This is a genomic window from Pantoea sp. JZ29, from assembly GCF_035190385.1.
GTDB lineage: Bacteria > Pseudomonadota > Gammaproteobacteria > Enterobacterales > Enterobacteriaceae > Pantoea > Pantoea stewartii.
The window spans coordinates 3,528,509-3,549,905 of the sequence record NZ_CP045241.1 but is presented as its reverse complement, the minus strand read 5'-3'; the positions used below and the strand labels follow the sequence as shown (position 1 = coordinate 3,549,905).

Genomic DNA, 21,397 nt, shown 5'->3' with positions numbered 1-21,397 from the left:
AGCTATGGCGACGATCAATTTCAGGAAGAAGATCAGCTTCACTCGCCCTTATAGCAACCGTAAAGATCCACAGGGGGAATATTTTATTACCCGCCATTTCGAAAGCGATCGTGGGCGGATCATTAATTCAGCGGCAATTCGTCGACTGCAACAAAAAACCCAGGTATTCCCGCTTGAGCGCAACGCCGCCGTACGTTCCCGTCTGACGCATTCGCTTGAAGTGCAACAAACCGGCCGGTATATCAGCAAAGAAATTCTGCAGACGCTAAAGATGCAGGGTGGACTGGCAAAATATGGTCTGGATGACATGGAAGGGGCGTTCGAAAGCCTCGTCGAAATGGCCTGCCTGTTACATGATGTAGGTAACCCACCGTTTGGGCATTTTGGCGAAGCCGCCATTAATGACTGGTTTGAAGATAACCTGCCCGCTGAACTGGTCGATCCGCTGGTTGCGGGTGTTGAAAACGAGGCGCAGCGCGCGGACTTTGATCGCATGAACGCCATGATTCGTCAGGATTTGTGCCACTTCGAAGGGAATGCTCAGGCTATTCGCATGGTGCATTCGCTGCTGCAACTCAACCTGAGCTATTCTCAGGTAGCCTGTATCCTGAAATATACCGCGCCCGCATGGTGGCAGGGGGAAAAACCGGCTCAGTTTAGCGTATTAATGAAAAAGCCGGGCTTCTATTTATCTGAGCGGGAATATATCGATGAGCTTCGCACCGCCACAAATTTGACGGAACACCATCGCTTTCCGCTGACCTATATCATGGAAGCCGCTGACGACATCTCCTATTGTATTGCCGATTTAGACGATGCCGTTGAAAAAGCCATATTTAACGTGGACAGTCTGTATGAATATCTCAGCAAGGCCTGGGGAACAATAAATAATAACGATGCCTTCAGTCGTACAGTGGGGGAAGCGTGGCGCGAAGCGGGCAGTAAAAAACGCCGTAGCCGTAGCGATCAGTTTTTTATGTCGCTGCGGGTCAATGTTCAGAATGTTTTGGTCACCTACGCGGTGAAACGTTTTATTGATAATCTGCCTGCCATATTCGAGGGGCACTTCAACCATGCTTTATTAGAAGACGAAGGTGAAGAGGGCCGTTTATTACAGATTTTTAAAACCGTGGCGCGCCAGCAGGTGTTTAATCATTCCGAAGTTGAGCAACTGGAACTGCAGGGTTATCGGGTAATTAAGGGCTTGCTGGAAATATATCAGCCGCTGATGTCGCTCAATTATGAAGCGTTTACCACACTGATAAATGAAGACTTTTTACGCCATCATCCCATAGAGACCCGACTGTTCCATAAACTGTCTGGCAAACACCGAAAAGCCTATTTGTATAAAATGCGTACATTGGTTGTTGAGCATAAATATGAGCGTTTGTTATGGGAACGTTATTATCGTTTTCGCCTGATTCAGGATTACATTAGTGGCATGACGGATCTCTATGCCTGGGATGAGTATCGTCGCTTAATGGCGGTGGAATAACCCGAGAATTGTAAAGAGCGCGAATAAATTTTTACTTTTGCCTAAAACTTTTAGAGGAACTTCGCGCTAAAACATTTATCTCAACATTCGACCACAGCAATGGTCAGTATATCCATCATTGTGAGATACCAAAATGAAAAAAACCTCGTTAATGTTAAGCGCCCTGGCGCTTAGTCTTGGCATGGCACTGACCCCTGTGAGTGCTTTCGCTGCGGAAACATCCTCTTCCGTGTCATCCACCAACAGCCAGCAGTTGCCGAGCCTTGCGCCAATGCTGGAAAAGGTTATGCCTTCAGTCGTGAGTATCAGCGTTGAAGGAAGTACGACGGTCAAAACGCCACGGATGCCGCAGCAGTTTCAGCAATTTTTTGGCGATAATTCGCCTTTCTGCCAGGACGGTTCGCCGTTCATGGGCTCACCGCTTTGCCAGGGCGGTGACGGTGGCGGTGCCCCTGCCGCGCCAGATACGCAGCAGCAAAAATTTAGAGCGCTGGGCTCTGGTGTCATCATTAACGCTGAAAAAGGCTATGTGGTCACCAATAACCATGTGGTAAACGACGCGACGAAAATTCAGGTAAAACTGAGCGATGGTCGCAGTTACGATGCCAAAGTGATTGGTAAAGATCCCAGCTCGGATATCGCATTAATTCAGCTGGAAGGTGCTAAAAATCTTACCGCGATTAAGATGGCCGACTCTGACAATTTACGGGTGGGCGATTACGCCGTGGCGATTGGTAACCCGTATGGTCTGGGTGAAACCGTTACGTCTGGTATCGTGTCCGCGCTGGGACGCAGTGGCCTGAATGTTGAAAACTATGAGAACTTTATTCAAACCGATGCGGCCATCAACCGGGGTAACTCGGGTGGCGCTCTGGTAAATCTCAACGGCGAGCTGATTGGCATCAACACCGCTATCCTGGCACCGGACGGCGGCAATATTGGTATTGGCTTCGCCATCCCGAGCAACATGGTGAAAAACCTGACGGCACAAATGGTGGAATACGGTCAGGTTAAACGCGGCGAGCTGGGCATTATGGGGACCGAGCTTAACTCTGAGCTGGCGAAGGCGATGAAAGTCGATGCGCAACGCGGTGCATTCGTCAGTCAGGTCGTACCGAACTCCGCGGCGGCGAAGGGCGGTATTAAAGCGGGTGACGTCATTGTGTCGATGAACGGTAAGCCGTTAACCAGCTTTGCTTCACTGCGTGCCGAAGTCGGCTCGTTGCCGGTAGGAACCACGCTGAAACTTGGCATACTGCGTGACGGTAAACCGCTGGATGTGACGGTTCAGCTGCAGCAGAGCACGCAGGACAAGGTGCAGTCCGCCACCATTTACACCGGTATTGAAGGCGCGGATCTGAGCAATAATTCAGGTAAAGAGAAAGGCGTTCGGGTTGACAGCGTGAAAGCGGGCAGCGCGGCGGCCAGAATTGGCCTGAAAAAAGGCGACCTGATTCTTGGCGTCAACCAGCAGGCCGTCAGCAATCTGGGCGAACTGCGTAAAATCCTCGATACCAAACCACCGGTACTGGCGTTGAACGTGCAGCGCGGAGACAGTTCACTGTATCTGCTGGCGCAGTAATCACAGGCAGGGGTTTATCAGGCGGACTTCGGTCCGCCTTTTTTATGGCGACGCGCACAAATGTGATGGTCGCCGCATTTCTGTTAATGCCTGCCAGGCCTTGTGCAGATGCACAATGTTCTCCCGGTATCGCGCGTCTATGCTGTTTTCCCCCTCTTTATGACTCAGGAGTACAGGATGGCAACCTGTCATCTCGACGCACGACTGGCGCAGGAAATTGTCGCGCGCACTATGAAAATCATTGATGGCAATGTCAACGTTATGGATGCACGAGGACGGATTATTGGCAGCGGTGACCGGGAGCGCATCGGCGAATTACATGAGGGTGCATTGTTAGTGCTGTCTCAGGGACGTATTGTGGATATTGACGATGCGGTGGCCCGGCATCTGCATGGAGTCAGGCCGGGAATTAATCTGCCGTTGCGTATCGACGGGATGATTGTTGGAGTGATTGGTCTGACGGGCGAGCCGGGTGCGCTGCGTCACTATGGTGAATTAGTCTGTATGGCCGCAGAGATGATGCTGGAGCAGGCGCGGCTGTTGCACATGCTGGCGCAGGACAGCCGTCTGCGGGAAGAGTTGGTGCTCAATCTCATTCGCAGTGACGCGCTCTCCCCGCAACTCACCGAATGGGCGCAGCGCCTCGGCATCGATCTTAATCAGCCCCGAATCGTGGCGGTGATCGAAGTGGACAGCGGGCAGCTTGGCGTTGACAGTGCGATGTCAGAATTACAGCAGTTGCAGACGTTATTGACGACACCGGCGCGGGATAACCTGATTGCCATCGTCTCACTAACCGAAATGGTCGTGCTGAAACCGGCATTAAATGCACACGGACGTTATGATCAACATGATCACCGCAGGCGGGTCGAACAGCTTATGCAGCGCATGAAGGAAAGTGGTCATCTGCGCATGCGTATCGCGCTGGGCAATTTTTTTACGGGCATGGGCAGCATTGCACGTTCATATCGTACTGCGCGAACAACGATGGCGGTGGGAAAGCAGCGTATGCCCGAGGTTCGCAGCTATTTTTATCAGGATTTGATGCTGCCGGTCCTGCTCGACAGCTTACGGGGTGGCTGGCAGTCAAATGAACTGGCGCGTCCGCTGGAAAAGCTAAAAAGCATGGACAGCAACGGTTTGCTGCGACGCACGCTGAGTGCCTGGTTCAGCAACAACGTGCAGCCCGGCGCGACGTCGCGTGCGCTTTTTATTCATCGAAATACCCTGGAATACCGTTTAAATCGTATCGCTGAATTGACGGGACTCAACCTGGGCAAGGTCGACGATCGCCTGCTGTTGTACATCGCGATCCAACTGGATGAGCAGGGCTGAAAGGGCCCGAAAAAACGAAGAGGACAGACTGATGCGCGCACTGAGTTGGGGATGTGGCTTACTGATACTTGCGTTCACCTGCCAGGCGGCGGCGGCGGACACGCTGATTTTTCTCTCGACAAAGGCTTTGCTCACCACACCACAGGCCATCCAGAATCAGCAGGCAAGCCCACGTACGCAGCAAGCCTGGCAACAGCTGAAACAGCAGGCGGATAAGGCGCTTAAGCAGCCCGATCCCAGCGTCATGGACAAAGGTCTGGTGCCCCCCAGCGGCTCGCGACACGATTATCTCAGCCTGAGCGCGTACTGGTGGCCGGACGCCCGGCAGAAAACGGGGCTTCCGTGGAGCCGTCGGGATGGCGAGGTGAATCCCGACACAAAAAACAACCAAACAGACGGGCTGCGTTTTGCGCGTTTTAGTGCCGATGTGCAGGCACTGACGCTGGCCTGGTTCTTTTCGGGCGATGTACGCTATGCCAGTAAAGCTCAATCGATGATCCGTCACTGGTTTATCGATCCTGCCAGCCGCATGAACCCCAACCTTAACTTTGCGCAAGGCGTGCCGGGCATCAGCACGGGCCGGCATGATGGCGTACTGGATGGGCGTTATTTTGCCACCCGCATTGTTGATGCGTTGATATTGCTGCGTCAGTCACCTGGCTGGCGTGCAGGCGACGAGGCCGCGCTACAGCGCTGGTTCCACGACTACCTTACCTGGCTGCAAACCAGTAAGCTGGCGCGCCAGGAGCGGCATGCGGCCAACAATCACGGTAGCTGGTATTGTGTTCAGGTGGCCGGGATTGCCGCTTACCTGCATAACGATGCCGTTATGAGGGACATGATGGCGCTGGCTAAAACGAAGATCGGTGGGCAGATAGCGCGTGATGGCACGCAGCCGCTTGAACTGGCCCGCACCCGCTCTTTTCACTACAGTTTTTTTAATTTACAGGCGCTGACTGCGATAGCGGCCTTGTCGTCTCAGCGCGGTGGGGACGATCTCTGGCACTACTCTGGCAAACAGGGCGGCTCGCTGCTGGCTGCGTTGGATTATATGGCACCGTTTAGTGATTCTGCGCGCCGCTGGCCATGGAAGACGCGCGACCGTAACAGCGGACGCGTCATTCCCCTGCTTATGCTGGCGGATAATGCGCTGGGTTCTGCACGCTATCAATCCTGGATTGACCGGTTTGACTGGCGTGAGGCGACTGAAGATGTCTTGCGTGAAGGGGCGTTGCTGCGGCAGGAGTAGCAGGGCATAAAAAAGGCCCGCCGCACAAAGTGACGCTCACTCAGGACGGCAGGCTATAGTGCGTTTGAAGGGATTAACGACCGCTGCGGGTCAGTTTTTCCAGATCGGATTCAATTTCCGCGATCTTGTGTGACACCACGCCTTCCAGATGACGCAGATCGTCCAGAATTTTACGTTTCAGATCGACTTCAACCTGATCGCGCTGACAAATTTGATCCAGCTCATCAATGACATAGCGCAGGTTAGGGCTGATTTCCTGCACTTCACGGTAGCCCTGCGACGCATTATCGGCGACGACCGTTTTACGCTGACGAGGATATTTAAATTTCACGCTTTTAGCGAAAAATTCGCCTTTATCTTTGCGGAAATAAATTTTCAAAATATCGTTATTCGCTTCCTGACGCAGGCTGTAGCGATCGATATCGTCGGGGTTACTAATGCCTAAGCTCTTAATATTGTCATACATAACGTTTTTTCCACCAAATGATAAGCGCGCAGAATTGTTCATGACTTAATGACTGTAGACATAAATAACATGAATCAGTGCGCAACAGGATTTAACTGGCGCGAATTATGACCTGGATGAAAAGTAAACGCACCCGTTGGTTCGCGTTGAAAAACAACATTACCCGTAACAGCTGTAAACAAAAGATGACGGGCTGTCAGGCAGCCCGTCCACAAGCTTAGTCGATCGTGCGCAGCAATTCATTAATGCCGGTTTTGGCCAGTGTTTTGGCATCCACTTTTTTCACGATAACCGCGCAATACAGACTGTAGCTGCCATCTTTTGACGGCAGATTACCCGAGACGACGACCGATCCGGCAGGTACGCGTCCGTAATGAATTTCACCGGTTTCGCGGTCATAAATTTTGGTGCTTTGACCAATATAAACGCCCATTGAAATAACGGAACCTTCTTCAACAATCACGCCTTCAACAATTTCAGAACGTGCGCCGATGAAGCAGTTATCTTCAATAATGGTCGGATTAGCCTGCAGAGGCTCAAGCACCCCACCGATGCCTACGCCACCAGATAAGTGGACATTTTTACCAATTTGCGCACAGGAGCCCACGGTGGCCCAGGTGTCCACCATCGTTCCTTCGTCAACAAAGGCACCGATGTTCACATAGGAAGGCATCAACACGGTATTACGTGCAATAAAGGCACCTTTACGCACGGCGGCGGGCGGTACGACGCGGAAACCGGCGGCTTTAAAGCGCGCATCGTCCCAGTCAGCGAATTTCATTGGCACTTTGTCGTAAAAGCGTGTTTCTGCGCCTTCCATGACCTGATTGTCATTGATGCGGAAAGAGAGCAGAACGGCTTTTTTCAGCCACTGATGCGTTACCCATTCACCGTCGATTTTTTCAGAAACGCGCAGCTCACCACTGTCCAGTTTGGCGATAACCTGATTAATCGCGTCGCGGGTTTCAGTATCCACACTGGTCGGGGTGATATCAGCGCGACGTTCGAAGGCAGATTCAATAACACTCTGTAACTGTTGCATATTTTTTCCTGATCTGTCATTTGTGGTGCCGGTCAGCGACCAGCACAGGTAAAAAGTGAAAGTTCACAAATTGAAGCGGGTCACACTTTATCGTTTGGATTAAGGGCCTCTGTCAACCGTTGTTGCAGGGTCTGGCGCATTTCCTCATCCAGTGCCCGGCGTTCGCTATTGGCCAGAATAAACAAATCTTCGACACGTTCTCCAATGGTACTGATGCGCGCGCCATGCAGTGATACGCCGAGATCGGCAAACACCTCGCCGACGCGCGCCAGCAAGCCCGGCTGATCGAGCGCCACCAGTTCCAGATAACTCCGGCGATCGGTATGCGTCGGCAGAAAGTTTACTTCGGTATCCACGCTGAAATGGCGGAGTCGGGCAGCCTGACGGCGGGTACGTGGCGGCACCCAGTCTGACTGCGTAATCGCCTGTTCCAGCGCCTGAATGATCAGCGCATGACGATCGGGAGCCAGCGGGCTGCCATCCGGCTCCAGCACGATAAACGTATCCATCGCCATACCATCGCGGCTGGTAAAAATCTGCGCATCATGCACGCTGAGATTGCGGCGATCCAGCTCACCGGCCACGGCGGCAAACAGGTGGGGCCGGTCCGGGCTCCAGATAAAAATTTCTGTACCGCCTCGTGTAGCCTGTGGGCTTACCAGCACCAACGGTTTACGCAGATCGTGTTCCAGTAAATGGCGCGCATGCCAGGCGATCTGATTCGGCGTATGACGCAGGAAATAGTCGGCACGGCACCGGTTCCAGATGTGGTGCAGGCGGGCTTCATCGATGTTGTCCATGCGCAACAGTGCCAGCGCCTGTAAACGGTGATGACGGACACGCTCACGGAGATCCGGGCTGTTCTCCATGCCGCGGCGCAGCTGTTTTTCAGTGGCAAAGAACAGTTCTCGCAGCAGGCTTTGCTTCCAGCTGTTCCACAAGCTTTCATTAGTGGCGCAGATGTCGGCAACGGTCAGGCAAACCAGATAACGCAGCCGGTTCTCGTTCTGCATGACTTCGGCGAACTGTTGAATGACCGTAGGATCCTGAATGTCGCGGCGCTGCGCGGTAACTGACATCAGCAGATGATGACGAACCAGCCAGGCCACTAACTGGGTTTCACGTGAGTTAAGACCGTGCATCTCCGCAAACGCCAGCGCGTCCTGCGCACCCAGCACGGAGTGATCGCCGTTACGCCCTTTCGCGATGTCGTGTAACAGCGCAGCCATTAACAGTAATTCCTGTTGTGGCAGGCGAGGCCAGAGTTCAACGCACAACGGATGTTGCGGGCGCGTTGCTTCATTGGCAAAGCTCTCCAGTTTCTGCAACACCCGGATAGTGTGCTCATCGACGGTATAAGCATGAAATAAATCAAACTGCATCTGCCCGACAATGTGGCCCCAGAGCGGCGTATAGGCCCAGAGCACGCTGTGGCGATGCATCGGTACCAGCGCGCGACTGACCGCACCGGGATGACGCAGAATCGACATAAACAGGCGACGCGCTTCAGGCAACTGGCATAAGGGTTGCTCAAGATGACGTCGTGTATGACGCAGGCGGCGCAGTGTAGTGGAGTAGATCCCTTTGATGTTTTCATTGCGTACCATGACATAGAACATACGCAAGATCGCCTGGGGTTCCCGATCAAACAGGGTTTCATCACGCAGATCGATCAGGTTACCGCGCAGCTGGAAATCGTCATCAATGGCATAAGGTTTTTCATTGGTGGAGAGCGCCAGAATGGCCTCATCGAACAGTTGCAACAGCATCTGGTTAAGCTCACCGATGCGCCGCGTGACGCGGTAAAAATCTTTCATCATGCGTTCGACCGGTTCGTTGCCTTCTCCCTCATAATTCAGGCGCCGGGCAACGCTGAGCTGGCGGTCAAACAGCAGGCGGTTATCGTACCGTGGCAGAGACAGGTGCAGGGCAAAGCGAATGCGCCAGAGAAACGCCTGGCACTCATTCAGCTCGCTGCGCTCTGCGTCCGTCAGGAAACCAAAGCCTGACATCTCATCCAGCGTGGTCGCGCCAAAGTGGCGACGGGCAACCCATTGTAAGGTATGAATGTCACGTAACCCGCCGGGGCTGCTTTTGATATCCGGTTCCAGGTTATAGCTGGTACCGTGATAACGTGTATGGCGTTCCTGCTGCTCGTCGATTTTGGCGGCAAAAAAGCGGGATGATGGCCAGAAGCCATCGCTGAAGACATTTTTTTGTAATTCCAGAAACAGCGCGACATCGCCGGTCAGCATTCGGGCTTCAATCAGATTGGTCGCCACGGTCAGATCGGACAGCCCTTCCAGCAGGCACTCTTCGAGGCTACGTACACTGTGGCCGACCTCCAGCTTGAGATCCCACATCAGCGTCAGTAGCGCGCTGGCGCTCTGCGCCGCCTGCTCATCCAGCGGTTGACGGCTGAGAATTAAGATATCAATATCGGAAAGGGGATGCAGTTCACCGCGGCCGTAACCGCCGACGGCGACAAGCGTGATGGCTTTCATGCTGTCGAAGCCAAAAAAACGCCACAAACGGCGCAGCAGGCGATCGATAAACAGCGTTCGGGCGTGAATCAGATCTTCGACAGGCTCACCGGCATCAAACGCCGCCGCCAGGTGCTGCTGGAAGCCCTCCAGACGTTGCTTTAAGACGTCGCGTGTCAGCGTATCGTCTTGCCACTCGCCAGGGGAATCATTCAGGCCGTTTTTCACTTCTTGCGACAGGCTCATGCAACGCTCTCATCATTAACCATAAAAAAACCGGCAGAGCGCCGGCTTTTTTATTCGTGGTGGAATTACTCCTGGTTAACTAACACCGCAGGCAGGGTGTCGTCTTTTCGCAGGGTTAAAATCTCACAGCCGTTATCCGTCACCACAATAGTATGCTCGTACTGCGCCGACAAGCTGCGATCTTTGGTTTTCACCGTCCAGCCGTCTTTCATGGTACGAATGCGGTAATCACCGGCGTTCACCATCGGTTCAACGGTAAAGGTCATTCCTGCCTGCAGGACCACTCCGCCGTCATCCGCGTCGTAATGCAGCACCTGAGGCTCTTCATGGAAGCCTTTGCCAATGCCGTGACCGCAGTATTCCCGCACGACAGAGAAGTCATTCGCTTCGACGTATTTTTGAATCGCGCGGCCCAGCTCGCGCAGCCGAATGCCCGGCTTAACTAAACGCAGTGACAGATAAAGGCTTTCCTGCGTCACGCGGCACAGACGTTCGCCCTGAATGGTGGGTTTACCCACGATAAACATTTTGGACGTATCGCCATGGTAATCGTCTTTAATCACGGTCACGTCAATGTTAACGATATCCCCGTCTTTTAACGGGCGATCGTCACTGGGAATGCCATGGCAAACCACTTCATTCACTGAGATACAGACAGATTTAGGGAAACCGTGGTAACCCAGGCAGGCAGACACCGCCTGCTGCTTCTCGGTAATGTGCGCATGACAAAGGCGATCCAGTTCGCCCGTCGTCACGCCAGGCTGCACGTGCGGTTCGATCATTTCAAGCACTTCCGCAGCCAGCCGACCTGCGACGCGCATTTTTTCGACTTCTTCAGGAGTTTTTATTGAGATTGCCATTAAATTATTCCGCTGTTGCTGAAATTTTCAGCAATAATGAACGCTGTGCTGTCATGTTAACAGCAAGCCAAAAGGGCTGCCAAACGGAGAACGCATCGCGCGCCATAAGCGAACAATTATTGGCGTCCAGAGCCTGATTGTGGTATAAAGCGCGCCGACGATTCTCTGTGGGCTGCAAGGTCAACGGGAACCGCAATAATCTCACTATGTGTACTAAAACACACATGTATCGACACATACGCCGGGGTGCCTTGAAAGAGGTCGGTTGTATGGGATACATGGAGGCCCAACCCCAATTAAACTAGAGGTAGTAATCATGGCAACTGTTTCCATGCGCGATATGCTCAAGGCTGGTGTTCACTTCGGTCACCAGACCCGTTACTGGTGCCCAAAAATGAAGCCATTCATTTTCGGTGCGCGTAACAAAGTTCACATCATCAACCTTGAGAAAACCGTACCAATGTTCAACGAAGCTCTGGCTGAGTTGACCAAAATCTCTTCCCGTAAAGGTAAGATTCTGTTCGTTGGTACCAAGCGCGCTGCTGCCGAAGCGGTAAAAGAGTCTGCACTGAGCTGCGACCAGTTCTTCGTAAACCACCGCTGGTTGGGTGGTATGCTGACTAACTGGAAAACCGTTCGTCAGTCTATCAAACGTCTGAAAGAGCTTGAGACCCAGTCTCAGGACGGCACTTTCGACAAACTGACCAAGAAAGAAGCGCTGATGCGCGCTCGTGAGCTGGCCAAGCTGGAAAACAGCCTGGGCGGTATCAAAGACATGGGCGGTTTGCCGGATGCACTGTTTGTTGTCGATGCTGACCACGAACACATCGCAATCAAAGAAGCAAACAACCTGGGCATCCCAGTATTTGCTATCGTTGATACTAACTCTGATCCGGATGGCGTTGATTACGTTATCCCAGGTAACGACGATGCGATCCGTGCTATCAACCTGTACCTGACTGCCGTTGCGACTACCGTTCGCGAAGGCCGTTCTCAGGATCTGGCTGAGCAGGCTGAAGAAGCGTCTTTAGAAAACGCTTAATTAAGGTTTGCTCTGTAGAAGAGCCCTTAGCATTCAGATGTGATCTGTAAGGGGCCAAACATGGCCCCTTTATTTTATCCAAGTCTGTAACGCCCCTGTTCAGGTCGGCGGGACAGAGTAAATTTTCCGCAAATAAGTACCTGTTGATGCACCCGTGCTCAGGTACGAACCGAGGATTCTGGAATGGCTGAAATTACCGCTGCACTGGTAAAAGAACTGCGTGAGCGTACTGGCGCAGGCATGATGGACTGCAAAAAAGCGCTGACTGAAGCGAGCGGCGACATCGAGCTGGCGATTGAAAACATGCGTAAGTCTGGCGCAATCAAAGCAGCGAAAAAAGCAGGTAACGTTGCTGCTGACGGCGTGATCAAAACCAAAATCGTTGGTAACTACGGTGTGATTCTGGAAGTAAACTGCCAGACTGACTTCGTTGCAAAAGATGGCGGCTTCCAGGCATTTGCTGACAAAGTGCTGGACGCGGCTGCGGCTAACCGCATCACCGACGTTGAAGCGCTGAAAGCACAGTTTGAAGAAGAGCGCGTTGCACTGGTTGCCAAAATCGGTGAAAACATCAACATTCGTCGCGTTGCAGTGCTGGAAGGCGAAGAGCTGGGCAGCTACCTGCACGGCGCACGTATCGGCGTTCTGGTTTCAGCGAAAGGCGCTAACGAAGATCTGATCAAACAGATCGCGATGCACGTTGCGGCAAGCAAGCCTGAGTTTGTTAAGCCAGAAGACGTTTCTGCCGAAGTGGTTGAGAAAGAGTACCAGGTTCAGCTGGATATCGCGATGCAGTCTGGCAAGCCAAAAGAAATCGCAGAGAAAATGGTTGAAGGCCGCATGAAGAAATTCACCGGTGAAGTTTCTCTGACCGGTCAGGCATTCGTTATCGATCCAGCCAAAACCGTTGGCCAGGCGCTGAAAGAGCAGGGCGCTGACGTGATCAACTTCATCCGCTTCGAAGTGGGCGAAGGCATCGAGAAAGTTGAGACTGATTTTGCTGCTGAAGTTGCAGCGATGTCCAAACAGTCTTAATGATCTGAAAGAACCGCCAGATGGCGGTTCTTTTTTGTCTGCCACAGGCAAAAGATACGTTTTCAGTTTCATCCCAATAGCAATTCTTTTGCTGTAAGCGGATGATTGATCGGAATTACTTCTCACTCATCATATCTTCCAGGAAGAACTGACCATGGCGACCAACGCAAAACCTGTTTATCAACGTATCCTGCTAAAACTCAGCGGTGAAGCACTGCAAGGTGCAGAAGGTTTTGGTATCGACGCGAGTGTGCTTGACCGCATGGCTCAGGAAGTTAAAGAGCTGGTCGAACTGGGTATCCAGGTGGGCGTTGTGATTGGCGGGGGCAACCTGTTCCGTGGAGCGGGGCTGGCACAGGCGGGCATGAACCGCGTTGTCGGCGACCACATGGGGATGCTGGCCACCGTAATGAATGGCCTGGCAATGCGTGATGCGCTGCATCGTGCCTATGTTAACGCCCGTCTGATGTCGGCGATTCCCCTGAACGGCGTGTGCGACAACTACAGCTGGGCAGAAGCCATCAGCCTGTTGCGCAATAACCGCGTTGTCATCTTCTCCGCAGGTACCGGTAACCCCTTCTTTACGACGGATTCTGCCGCCTGTCTGCGCGGTATCGAAATCGAAGCCGATGTGGTGTTGAAAGCCACCAAAGTTGACGGCGTTTATTCTGCGGACCCCGTGAAGCACCCCGATGCAACACTGTACGAAAAACTGACCTATGCGGAAGTGCTGGATCAAGAGCTAAAAGTGATGGATCTCGCCGCGTTTACGCTGGCGCGCGATCACAAACTGCCTATCCGCGTTTTCAACATGAACAAGCCTGGCGCATTGCGTCGCGTAGTGATGGGTGAAAAAGAAGGCACCCTGATTACGCATTAATACCCGAGGCGAGATAAAATAGGGTATATTCTGTCAGTGCGGCGCGGTATTGCCGCACGCCATTCAGGATTATCGATGCTTATCGATCCCGCTTCCGGTAATGCCGGAACTGGCCAGGTCAAACCGAATCCAAGGGTTTTAACGTGATTAACGACATTAAAAAAGATGCTGATACGCGCATGGATAAATGCGTGGAAGCATTCAAAACCACTATCAGCAAGGTGCGCACAGGTCGTGCTTCACCTTCACTGCTCGACGGCATCATCGTTGAATATTACGGCACGCCGACGCCACTGCGTCAGCTGGCTTCCGTCACTGTTGAAGATTCCCGCACGCTGAAAATCAACGTGTTTGATCGCTCTCTCGGCCCGGCCGTTGAAAAAGCGATTATGGCGTCTGATCTTGGGCTGAATCCCAGCTCTGCCGGTTCGGACATTCGTGTTCCGCTGCCTGCACTGACCGAAGAACGTCGTAAAGACCTGATTAAAATCGTGCGCGGCGAAGCCGAGCAGGGCCGTGTGTCGGTACGTAACGTCCGTCGCGATGCCAACGATAAGATCAAAGCGCTGCTGAAAGATAAAGAGATCAGCGAAGACGACGAACGTCGCGCGCAGGATGAAATCCAGAAAATGACCGATGCGCACATCAAGAAAGTCGATGCAGCATTGGCCGAAAAAGAAACGGAGCTGATGGATTTCTAATTCCATCTTCGCCGACGAAAACGCCGTACAGGGAGGCCTTCTGACTGAATGCCATCTCTGGCGGCGTTTTACGTTGTGCCCCACGCTTTTACCGATACAGGGACAGCATTATGAAGCGATTAACTCTGCTGGGTTCGACCGGATCAATCGGCACCAGCACGCTGGCCGTTGTTAAAGCCAATCCGGCGCTTTACCAGGTCACGGCGCTGGTGGCGGGCAAAAATGTAGCCCTGATGGCAGAACAGTGTGCACAGTTTCAACCGCGCTACGCCGCCATGGCAGATGAAGACGCTGCCGCCGCGCTACGTGAGCGACTGAGAGCATTGAAGATCAGGACTGAAGTGCTCTCCGGCGTTCAGGCAGCCTGTGAACTGGCCGCGCTGGATGAGGTTGACCAGGTGATGGCCGCAATTGTGGGTGCATCGGGGTTATTACCCACGCTGGCCGCCATTCGCGCCGGCAAAACGGTCTTGCTGGCGAACAAAGAATCGCTGGTCACCTGCGGCCGTTTATTTATGGAGGCGGTACGTCAACATAACGCGCAGTTGTTGCCGGTCGATAGCGAGCACAATGCCATTTTTCAGAGTTTGCCCGCTTCCATCCAGCATCAGTTAGGTTACGCTGACCTGCAGAATAACGGCATTGAGTCGATTATTCTTACGGGATCGGGTGGCCCTTTTCGTGACACAAATTTAGCGGATCTGAGCAATATGTCGCCAGATCAGGCTTGTGCACATCCGAACTGGACAATGGGGCGTAAAATCTCTGTTGATTCGGCCACCATGATGAATAAAGGTCTTGAATACATTGAAGCGCGCTGGCTGTTTAATGCCAGCGCAGCGCAGATGGAAGTGATTTTGCACCCACAATCGGTGATCCACTCCATGGTGCGGTATTGCGATGGCAGCGTGCTGGCCCAGTTAGGTTCGCCTGACATGCGGACACCAATCGCCCACAGTATGGCCTGGCCCGCACGTATTGAGGCTGGGGTCACACCGCTGGACTTTACCCGCATGTCGGCACTGACCTTCTCGGCACCTGATTTTGGTCGTTACCCCTGTCTCAAACTCGCGATTGATGCCTGCGAAGCCGGACAGGCAGCGACCACCACGCTCAATGCGGCCAATGAGATTGCCGTGGCGGCTTTCCTGGATAAGCAGATCCGTTTTACGGATATTGCCGCGTTGAACAGCGCAGTGCTGTCGGCGCATCACTGTCAGGAGCCGGACTCCGTGGATGCGGTCATTGACATTGACCGAAGCGCACGCGCGGCGGCAACAGAAATGTTGTCCCATTTCACGTCGTAATAACGATTACGCTGAGGCTATTTGTTCGCTTCGGGTGAAAATGTTATAGTCGCTGGCTCGCGTTTAACGGTCTGTCACCGAATTCGGTGTGGCCCGGCAGGCAATGTCGGGATTTGTACCGGGCGCAATGTATTCAGAAACCACAGCATTTCTGATGAAAGGAATTGATTACGCGTTATGTCGTCTGAAAATCACAACAACACCGATGACCAACAGGGTACCGGTCCGCGCCACGTCGCTATCATCATGGATGGCAATGGCCGCTGGGCTAAAAACCAGGGAAAACTGCGTATTTCCGGCCATAAAGCGGGCGTGAAATCAGTACGCCGCGCCGTTAGCTTTGCTGTCAATAATAATCTGGAAGCGTTAACGCTTTACGCCTTTAGCAGCGAAAACTGGAGCCGTCCTGCGCAGGAAGTGACAGCCTTAATGGAACTGTTTGTCTGGGCGCTGGATAGCGAAGTGAAGAGCCTGCATAAACACAATGTCCGCTTACGCATTATTGGCGATATCAGTCGATTCAGCCCGCGTATTCAGGAACGTGTCCGTCGGGCCGAGGCGCTGACGGAAAATAACGATCGCCTGACGTTAAACATCGCCGCTAACTACGGCGGACGTTGGGATATCATCGAAGGTGTTAAAAAGTTGGCTGAACAGGTACAGGAAGGCTTGTTACGCCCTGATCAGATAACCGAAGAGAGTCTGACGTCGCAGCTGTGTATGAACCAGCTGGCGCCAGTGGATTTAGTGATAAGGACCGGGGGAGAGCATCGGATTAGCAACTTCCTGTTGTGGCAGATTGCCTATGCGGAATTCTATTTTACTGATGTGCTCTGGCCGGATTTTGATGAACACGTTTTTGAAGGTGCACTGAATGCATTCTCTCTGCGGGAGCGACGCTTTGGCGGCGCTGCACCAGGCGGCGCCTGAGCAATCTGGGGGTAACCTTTGCTGAAGTCTCGTCTGATCACCGCGCTGATCCTTATTCCGCTGGTGATCGCTGCATTGTTCTGGTTACCGCCTGTTGGCTTTGCAATTGTTACGATTATCATCTGCATGCTTGCCGCCTGGGAATGGGGGCAGCTGTCCGGTATGGCATCGCGTCAGCAACGTATCTGGCTGGCCGTGATCTGTGGCCTTGTGCTGACGCTTATGCTCCTTACCCTTCCCCCTTACGAACATAACGCCTATCTGCCGCAGGTTACAGGCTGGCTGTGGGCTTCGCTGGCCTGGTGGACGGGCGCGCTGCTGTTGGTTCTTTTTTATCCGGCCTCTGCGACACTCTGGCGTCATTCCCGGCTTCTCCGCCTGCTGTTCGGTGTCTTAACCATTATTCCTTTCTTCTGGGGCATGATGGCGCTCCGCCAGTATCACTACGAATCTGATCATTTTGCCGGTGCATGGTGGCTGTTATTTGTCATGTTTCTGGTCTGGGGGGCCGATTCAGGTGCCTATATGTTCGGTAAGCTGTTTGGCAGGCATAAGCTGGCCCCCAAAGTGTCACCCGGTAAAACCTGGGAAGGATTTTTGGGCGGACTGGTCTCTTCCGCGCTTATTGCTGTGCTGTTTGCCAGCTTTGCGCCGCTGACCATCCCGACGGGCACGCTGGTCATGTGTGCGGTGATGTCGACGCTCGCATCAGTCCTGGGCGATCTCACGGAAAGCATGTTTAAACGTGAAGCCGGTATCAAAGACAGCGGTAACCTGATCCCGGGACATGGCGGCATCCTCGACCGCATTGACAGCCTGACAGCAGCCGTACCGGTCTTTGCCTGCCTGTTACTGTTGGTGTTTCAGAAACTCTAAGGGCAAACGACGATGTTAAGCGTAATCTGGAGTTTTGCCGCATTCATCATTGCACTGGGCATATTAATTACGGTGCATGAATTTGGCCATTTTTGGGTGGCGCGGCGCTGCGGGGTCAGAGTCGAACGTTTTTCAATCGGTTTTGGTAAAGCGTTATGGCAACGCCGTGACCGCCATGGGACCGAATTTGTTCTTGCCCTCATTCCACTTGGCGGTTACGTCAAAATGTTGGATGAGCGGGTCGAAAGCGTCCCTGCGGAACTCCGGCACCAGGCGTTTAACAATAAAGCCATCTGGCAGCGCGCCTCCATTATCGCTGCTGGTCCTGTCGCCAATTTCCTGTTCGCCATCTTTGCCTACTGGGTCGTCTTCATTCATGGCGTGCCGGGTGTGAAACCTGTGGTTGGTGAAATTCTGAACGGTTCGGTAGCGGCGGAAGCGCAAATTACACCCGGAACGGAACTTAAGGCCGTCGACGGTATCGAAACGCCTGACTGGGAAGCTGTGCGCATGGCGCTGGTCGGTAAAATCGGTGACAGCAGCACGACGCTGACAGTGGGTCGCTTTGGCGAACAAGGGACGCAGCAAAAGCACGTTGATTTGCGGAACTGGCAGTTTGAGCCTGATAAGCAGGATCCGGTGGTGGCGCTGGGGATACGTCCTCGCGGTCCACAGATCGAAACGACACTGGCTGAAGTGCAAAAGAATTCACCCGCCAGTGAAGCCGGTTTGCAAGCGGGCGACAGGATCGTTAAAGTCGATGGTCAGTTATTAACGCAATGGCAGCTTTTTGCGACTCAGGTTCGGGATAACCCCGGAAAAAGTATGGCCCTTGAGGTCGATCGCAACGGTGAAGCGGTGAAGTTGACCCTGACGCCGGAAGCGAAACCTGGAAATAAAGCGGAAGGGTTTGCGGGCGTCATTCCGCGAGTTGTTCCTCTGCCAGACGAGTACAAAACGGTAAGACAATATGGCGCGTTCCCGGCCATTGGTGAGGCCAGTGTAAAAACCTGGCAACTGATGAAACTGACCGTCTCCATGTTGGGCAAGTTAATAACCGGTGATGTGAAGTTGAACAACCTGAGCGGCCCAATCTCGATTGCGCAAGGTGCAGGTTTGTCAGCCGAGTACGGAATGATTTACTACCTGATGTTCCTGGCGTTGATTAGCGTCAACTTAGGAATCATCAATCTGTTCCCGCTGCCGGTTTTAGATGGTGGGCACTTGCTCTTCCTGGCGATCGAAAAGATCAAAGGGGGACCGGTGTCCGATCGAGTTCAAGACTTTAGTTATCGCATCGGCTCAATACTGCTGGTGATGTTAATGGGGCTTGCACTTTTCAATGATTTCTCACGCCTGTAACCGCTGGAACGCGAGCTTGCGTGGGATGTGTTAGGAAAACGCATAATAACGATGGCGATGAAAAAGTTGCTCATAGCGTCGCTGCTGTTTAGCAGCGCCACCGTTTACGGTGCAGACGATTTCGTGGTGAAGGACATTCATTTCGAAGGGCTGCAGCGAGTCGCCGTCGGCGCGGCTCTGCTGAGCATGCCAGTTCGGGTTGGCGATACGGTGAATGACGATGACGTCAGAAATACCATTCGCTCCCTGTTCGCGACTGGCAACTTTGAGGATGTTCAGGTCCTGCGAGATGGTAATACGCTGATTGTTCAGGTTAAAGAACGTCCTACCATCGCCAGCATTACCTTCAGCGGTAACAAAGCGGTTAAGGACGATCAGCTCAAACAGAACCTTGAAGCCTCAGGTGTGCGCGTCGGCGAAGCGCTGGACCGCACCACAATCTCTTCAATCGAGAAGGGACTGGAAGACTTCTACTACAGCGTGGGTAAATATACCGCCAGCGTAAAAGCCGTTGTCACACCGCTGCCGCGTAACCGCGTCGATCTGAAACTGGTCTTTACCGAAGGTGTTTCTGCCAAAATTCAGCAGATCAACATTGTAGGTAATAAAGCCTTCAGTTCAGACGAACTCATTTCCCGTTTCCAACTGCGTGACGAAGTGCCGTGGTGGAACGTGGTGGCTGACCGTAAATACCAGAAACAGAAACTGGCGGGTGACCTTGAAACCCTGCGCAGCTTCTATCTGGATCGCGGTTATGCCCGTTTCAATATTGATTCGACGCAGGTGAGCCTGACGCCGGATAAAAAAGGCATCTACATCACCGTTAACATCACCGAAGGCGATCAGTACAAGATTGCCGGCGTTATTGTTAACGGCAGCATGGCCGGCCATTCGGCGGAAATCGAACACCTGACCAAAATCCCGGCGGGCGAGCTGTATAACGGCGCAAAAGTCACGTCGATGGAAGATGATATCAAGAAGCTGTTAGGCCGCTACGGTTATGCCTATCCGCGCGTCGTGACGCAGCCTGAAATTAACGATGCCGATAAAACCGTTAAGTTGCATATCAACGTGGATGCGGGCAACCGCTACTACGTGCGTAAAGTGCGCTTTGAAGGTAACGATACCTCGAAAGATGCCGTACTGCGTCGCGAAATGCGCCAGATGGAAGGGGCCTGGCTGGGCAGCGATCTGGTCGATCAGGGTAAAGAGCGCCTGAATCGTACAGGTTACTTCGAAACCGTTGACGTGGATACGCAGCGTGTACCGGGCTCACCGGATCAGGTTGACGTGGTTTACAAAGTTAAAGAGCGTAACACCGGTACCTTTAACTTCGGCGTCGGCTACGGTACGGAAAGTGGCGTCAGCTTCCAGGTCGGCGTGACCCAGGATAACTGGCTGGGTACCGGGAATACCGTCGGTATCAGCGGAACCAAAAACGACTACCAGACCTATGCAGAGTTCTCCCTGACCGATCCTTACTTTACCGTTGATGGTGTGAGTCTGGGCGGCCGGGTGTTCTACAACAACTTTAAGGCCAGCGACGCCGATCTCTCCGGCTATACCAACAGAAGTTACGGTACAGACGGGACATTGGGCTTCCCAATCAATGAGAACAACTCGCTGCGCGTCGGTCTGGGTTATGTACACAACGACCTGTCGGATATGCGTCCTCAGGTTGCGATGTGGCGCTATCTGGACTCGGTTGGTAAGCCACAGCAGTTAAACCGCAATGGCGATTTCTCGGCTGACGACTTCACCTTTAACTATGGCTGGACGTATAACACGCTGGACCGCGGTTTCTTCGCGACCTCGGGTAACCGTACCAACCTGAACGGTAAGGTGACGATCCCGGGTTCGGATAATGAATTCTACAAAGTCACCCTGGACAGCCAACAGTATGTGCCGATCAATAAAGATCACACCTGGGTTGTGCTGGGCCGTGGCCGTGTCGGCTATGGTGACGGGCTGGGCGGCAAAGAGATGCCGTTCTATGAGAACTTCTACGCCGGTGGTTCCAGTACTGTGCGTGGCTTCCAGTCCAACACCATCGGTCCGAAAGCGGCCTACCTGAATGATGGCTCATCGTACTGTAACCTGAGCGATCCTAACGGTATCTGTAAATCGAGTGATGCGGTGGGCGGTAACGCGATGGCGATTGCCAGCCTTGAGTTGATTACGCCCACGCCGTTCCTGAGTGAGAAATATTCGAACTCGGTGCGTACATCGCTGTTTGTCGACGCCGGTACCGTCTGGGATACCAAATGGCAGAACACCGCTGAAACGCGCGCTGCCGGTATTCCTGACTACAGCGATCCAAACAACATTCGCGTCTCGACCGGTGTGTCTTTACAGTGGATGTCGCCGCTGGGGCCGTTAGTGTTCTCCTACGCCCAGCCGGTTAAGAAAGTGGATGGAGATAAGTCAGAGCAGTTCCAGTTTAACATTGGTAAAACCTGGTAACGTTCTGTACAGGGATGTGAAAAAAATAGCTTGCAGCTGTGGA

The 21,397-nt window shown here is 53.1% G+C and carries 17 protein-coding genes; 13 read left to right on the top strand and 4 right to left on the bottom strand.

Annotated features, from left to right (window positions below; genetic code table 11):
- The first annotated feature begins 4 nt into the window (after positions 1-4).
- The 4 genes from dgt (at position 5) to GC090_RS16555 (ending at position 5,661) form a co-directional block, all read left to right on the top strand.
- Positions 5-1,495, top strand: coding sequence for a dGTPase (dgt, locus tag GC090_RS16570; RefSeq protein WP_006117749.1), 1,491 nt, complete (start codon positions 5-7; stop codon positions 1,493-1,495).
- A 133-nt stretch (positions 1,496-1,628) separates the two neighbouring features.
- Positions 1,629-3,077: a serine endoprotease DegP gene (gene degP, locus GC090_RS16565; protein WP_033740303.1), complete on the top strand. Its 1,449-nt coding sequence runs from the start codon at positions 1,629-1,631 to the stop codon at positions 3,075-3,077.
- 177 nt (positions 3,078-3,254) lie between these two features.
- Positions 3,255-4,412: a CdaR family transcriptional regulator gene (locus tag GC090_RS16560; protein ID WP_054634472.1), complete on the top strand. Its 1,158-nt coding sequence runs from the start codon at positions 3,255-3,257 to the stop codon at positions 4,410-4,412.
- Between the two features lie 31 nt (positions 4,413-4,443).
- On the top strand, positions 4,444-5,661 hold the full coding sequence (locus GC090_RS16555; RefSeq protein WP_324020435.1) for an alginate lyase family protein: 1,218 nt from the start codon (positions 4,444-4,446) through the stop codon (positions 5,659-5,661).
- A 73-nt stretch (positions 5,662-5,734) separates the two neighbouring features.
- On the opposite strand, the gene GC090_RS16550 is transcribed toward GC090_RS16555, so the two are convergent.
- The 4 genes from GC090_RS16550 to map form a co-directional block, all read right to left on the bottom strand.
- A complete protein-coding gene (locus tag GC090_RS16550) occupies positions 5,735-6,127 on the bottom strand; it encodes a DUF3461 family protein (protein ID WP_006117754.1) in 393 nt (130 codons plus the stop codon).
- Between the two features lie 217 nt (positions 6,128-6,344).
- Complete coding sequence (dapD, locus tag GC090_RS16545) at positions 6,345-7,169, bottom strand: 2,3,4,5-tetrahydropyridine-2,6-dicarboxylate N-succinyltransferase (RefSeq protein ID WP_033740308.1); 825 nt, start codon at positions 7,167-7,169, stop codon at positions 6,345-6,347.
- 80 nt (positions 7,170-7,249) lie between these two features.
- Positions 7,250-9,898 carry a bifunctional uridylyltransferase/uridylyl-removing protein GlnD gene (glnD, locus tag GC090_RS16540; protein WP_039338672.1) on the bottom strand — a complete coding sequence of 883 codons (2,649 nt, stop codon included), beginning with the start codon at positions 9,896-9,898 and terminating at the stop codon, positions 7,250-7,252.
- Between the two features lie 65 nt (positions 9,899-9,963).
- Positions 9,964-10,758 carry a type I methionyl aminopeptidase gene (gene map / locus GC090_RS16535; protein ID WP_324020432.1) on the bottom strand — a complete coding sequence of 265 codons (795 nt, stop codon included), beginning with the start codon at positions 10,756-10,758 and terminating at the stop codon, positions 9,964-9,966.
- A gap of 316 nt (positions 10,759-11,074) precedes the next feature.
- On the opposite strand from map, the gene rpsB reads away from it, so the two are divergent.
- The 9 genes from rpsB (at position 11,075) to bamA (ending at position 21,354) form a co-directional block, all read left to right on the top strand.
- A complete protein-coding gene (gene rpsB / locus GC090_RS16530; RefSeq protein ID WP_006117758.1) occupies positions 11,075-11,800 on the top strand; it encodes a 30S ribosomal protein S2 in 726 nt (241 codons plus the stop codon).
- A 183-nt stretch (positions 11,801-11,983) separates the two neighbouring features.
- Complete coding sequence (gene tsf, locus GC090_RS16525; protein WP_006117759.1) at positions 11,984-12,835, top strand: translation elongation factor Ts; 852 nt, start codon at positions 11,984-11,986, stop codon at positions 12,833-12,835.
- 154 nt (positions 12,836-12,989) lie between these two features.
- Entirely contained in the window at positions 12,990-13,715 is a 726-nt protein-coding gene (gene pyrH / locus GC090_RS16520; protein WP_006117760.1) for a UMP kinase, read from the top strand.
- A 143-nt stretch (positions 13,716-13,858) separates the two neighbouring features.
- Complete coding sequence (gene frr / locus GC090_RS16515) at positions 13,859-14,416, top strand: ribosome recycling factor (RefSeq protein ID WP_006117761.1); 558 nt, start codon at positions 13,859-13,861, stop codon at positions 14,414-14,416.
- Positions 14,417-14,526: 110 nt separating this feature from the next.
- Positions 14,527-15,723 (top strand): 1-deoxy-D-xylulose-5-phosphate reductoisomerase, encoded by a 1,197-nt coding sequence (gene ispC, locus GC090_RS16510; protein ID WP_006117762.1) that lies wholly within the window; start codon positions 14,527-14,529, stop codon positions 15,721-15,723.
- A gap of 177 nt (positions 15,724-15,900) precedes the next feature.
- On the top strand, positions 15,901-16,653 hold the full coding sequence (ispU, locus tag GC090_RS16505) for a (2E,6E)-farnesyl-diphosphate-specific ditrans,polycis-undecaprenyl-diphosphate synthase (RefSeq protein ID WP_006117763.1): 753 nt from the start codon (positions 15,901-15,903) through the stop codon (positions 16,651-16,653).
- Between the two features lie 18 nt (positions 16,654-16,671).
- On the top strand, positions 16,672-17,529 hold the full coding sequence (cdsA, locus tag GC090_RS16500; RefSeq protein ID WP_324020430.1) for a phosphatidate cytidylyltransferase: 858 nt from the start codon (positions 16,672-16,674) through the stop codon (positions 17,527-17,529).
- A gap of 12 nt (positions 17,530-17,541) precedes the next feature.
- Positions 17,542-18,891, top strand: a complete 1,350-nt coding sequence (gene rseP, locus GC090_RS16495; protein WP_033740312.1) for a sigma E protease regulator RseP — start codon at positions 17,542-17,544, stop codon at positions 18,889-18,891.
- A 51-nt stretch (positions 18,892-18,942) separates the two neighbouring features.
- Positions 18,943-21,354, top strand: a complete 2,412-nt coding sequence (gene bamA / locus GC090_RS16490) for an outer membrane protein assembly factor BamA (protein ID WP_033740313.1) — start codon at positions 18,943-18,945, stop codon at positions 21,352-21,354.
- Positions 21,355-21,397 lie beyond the last annotated feature (43 nt).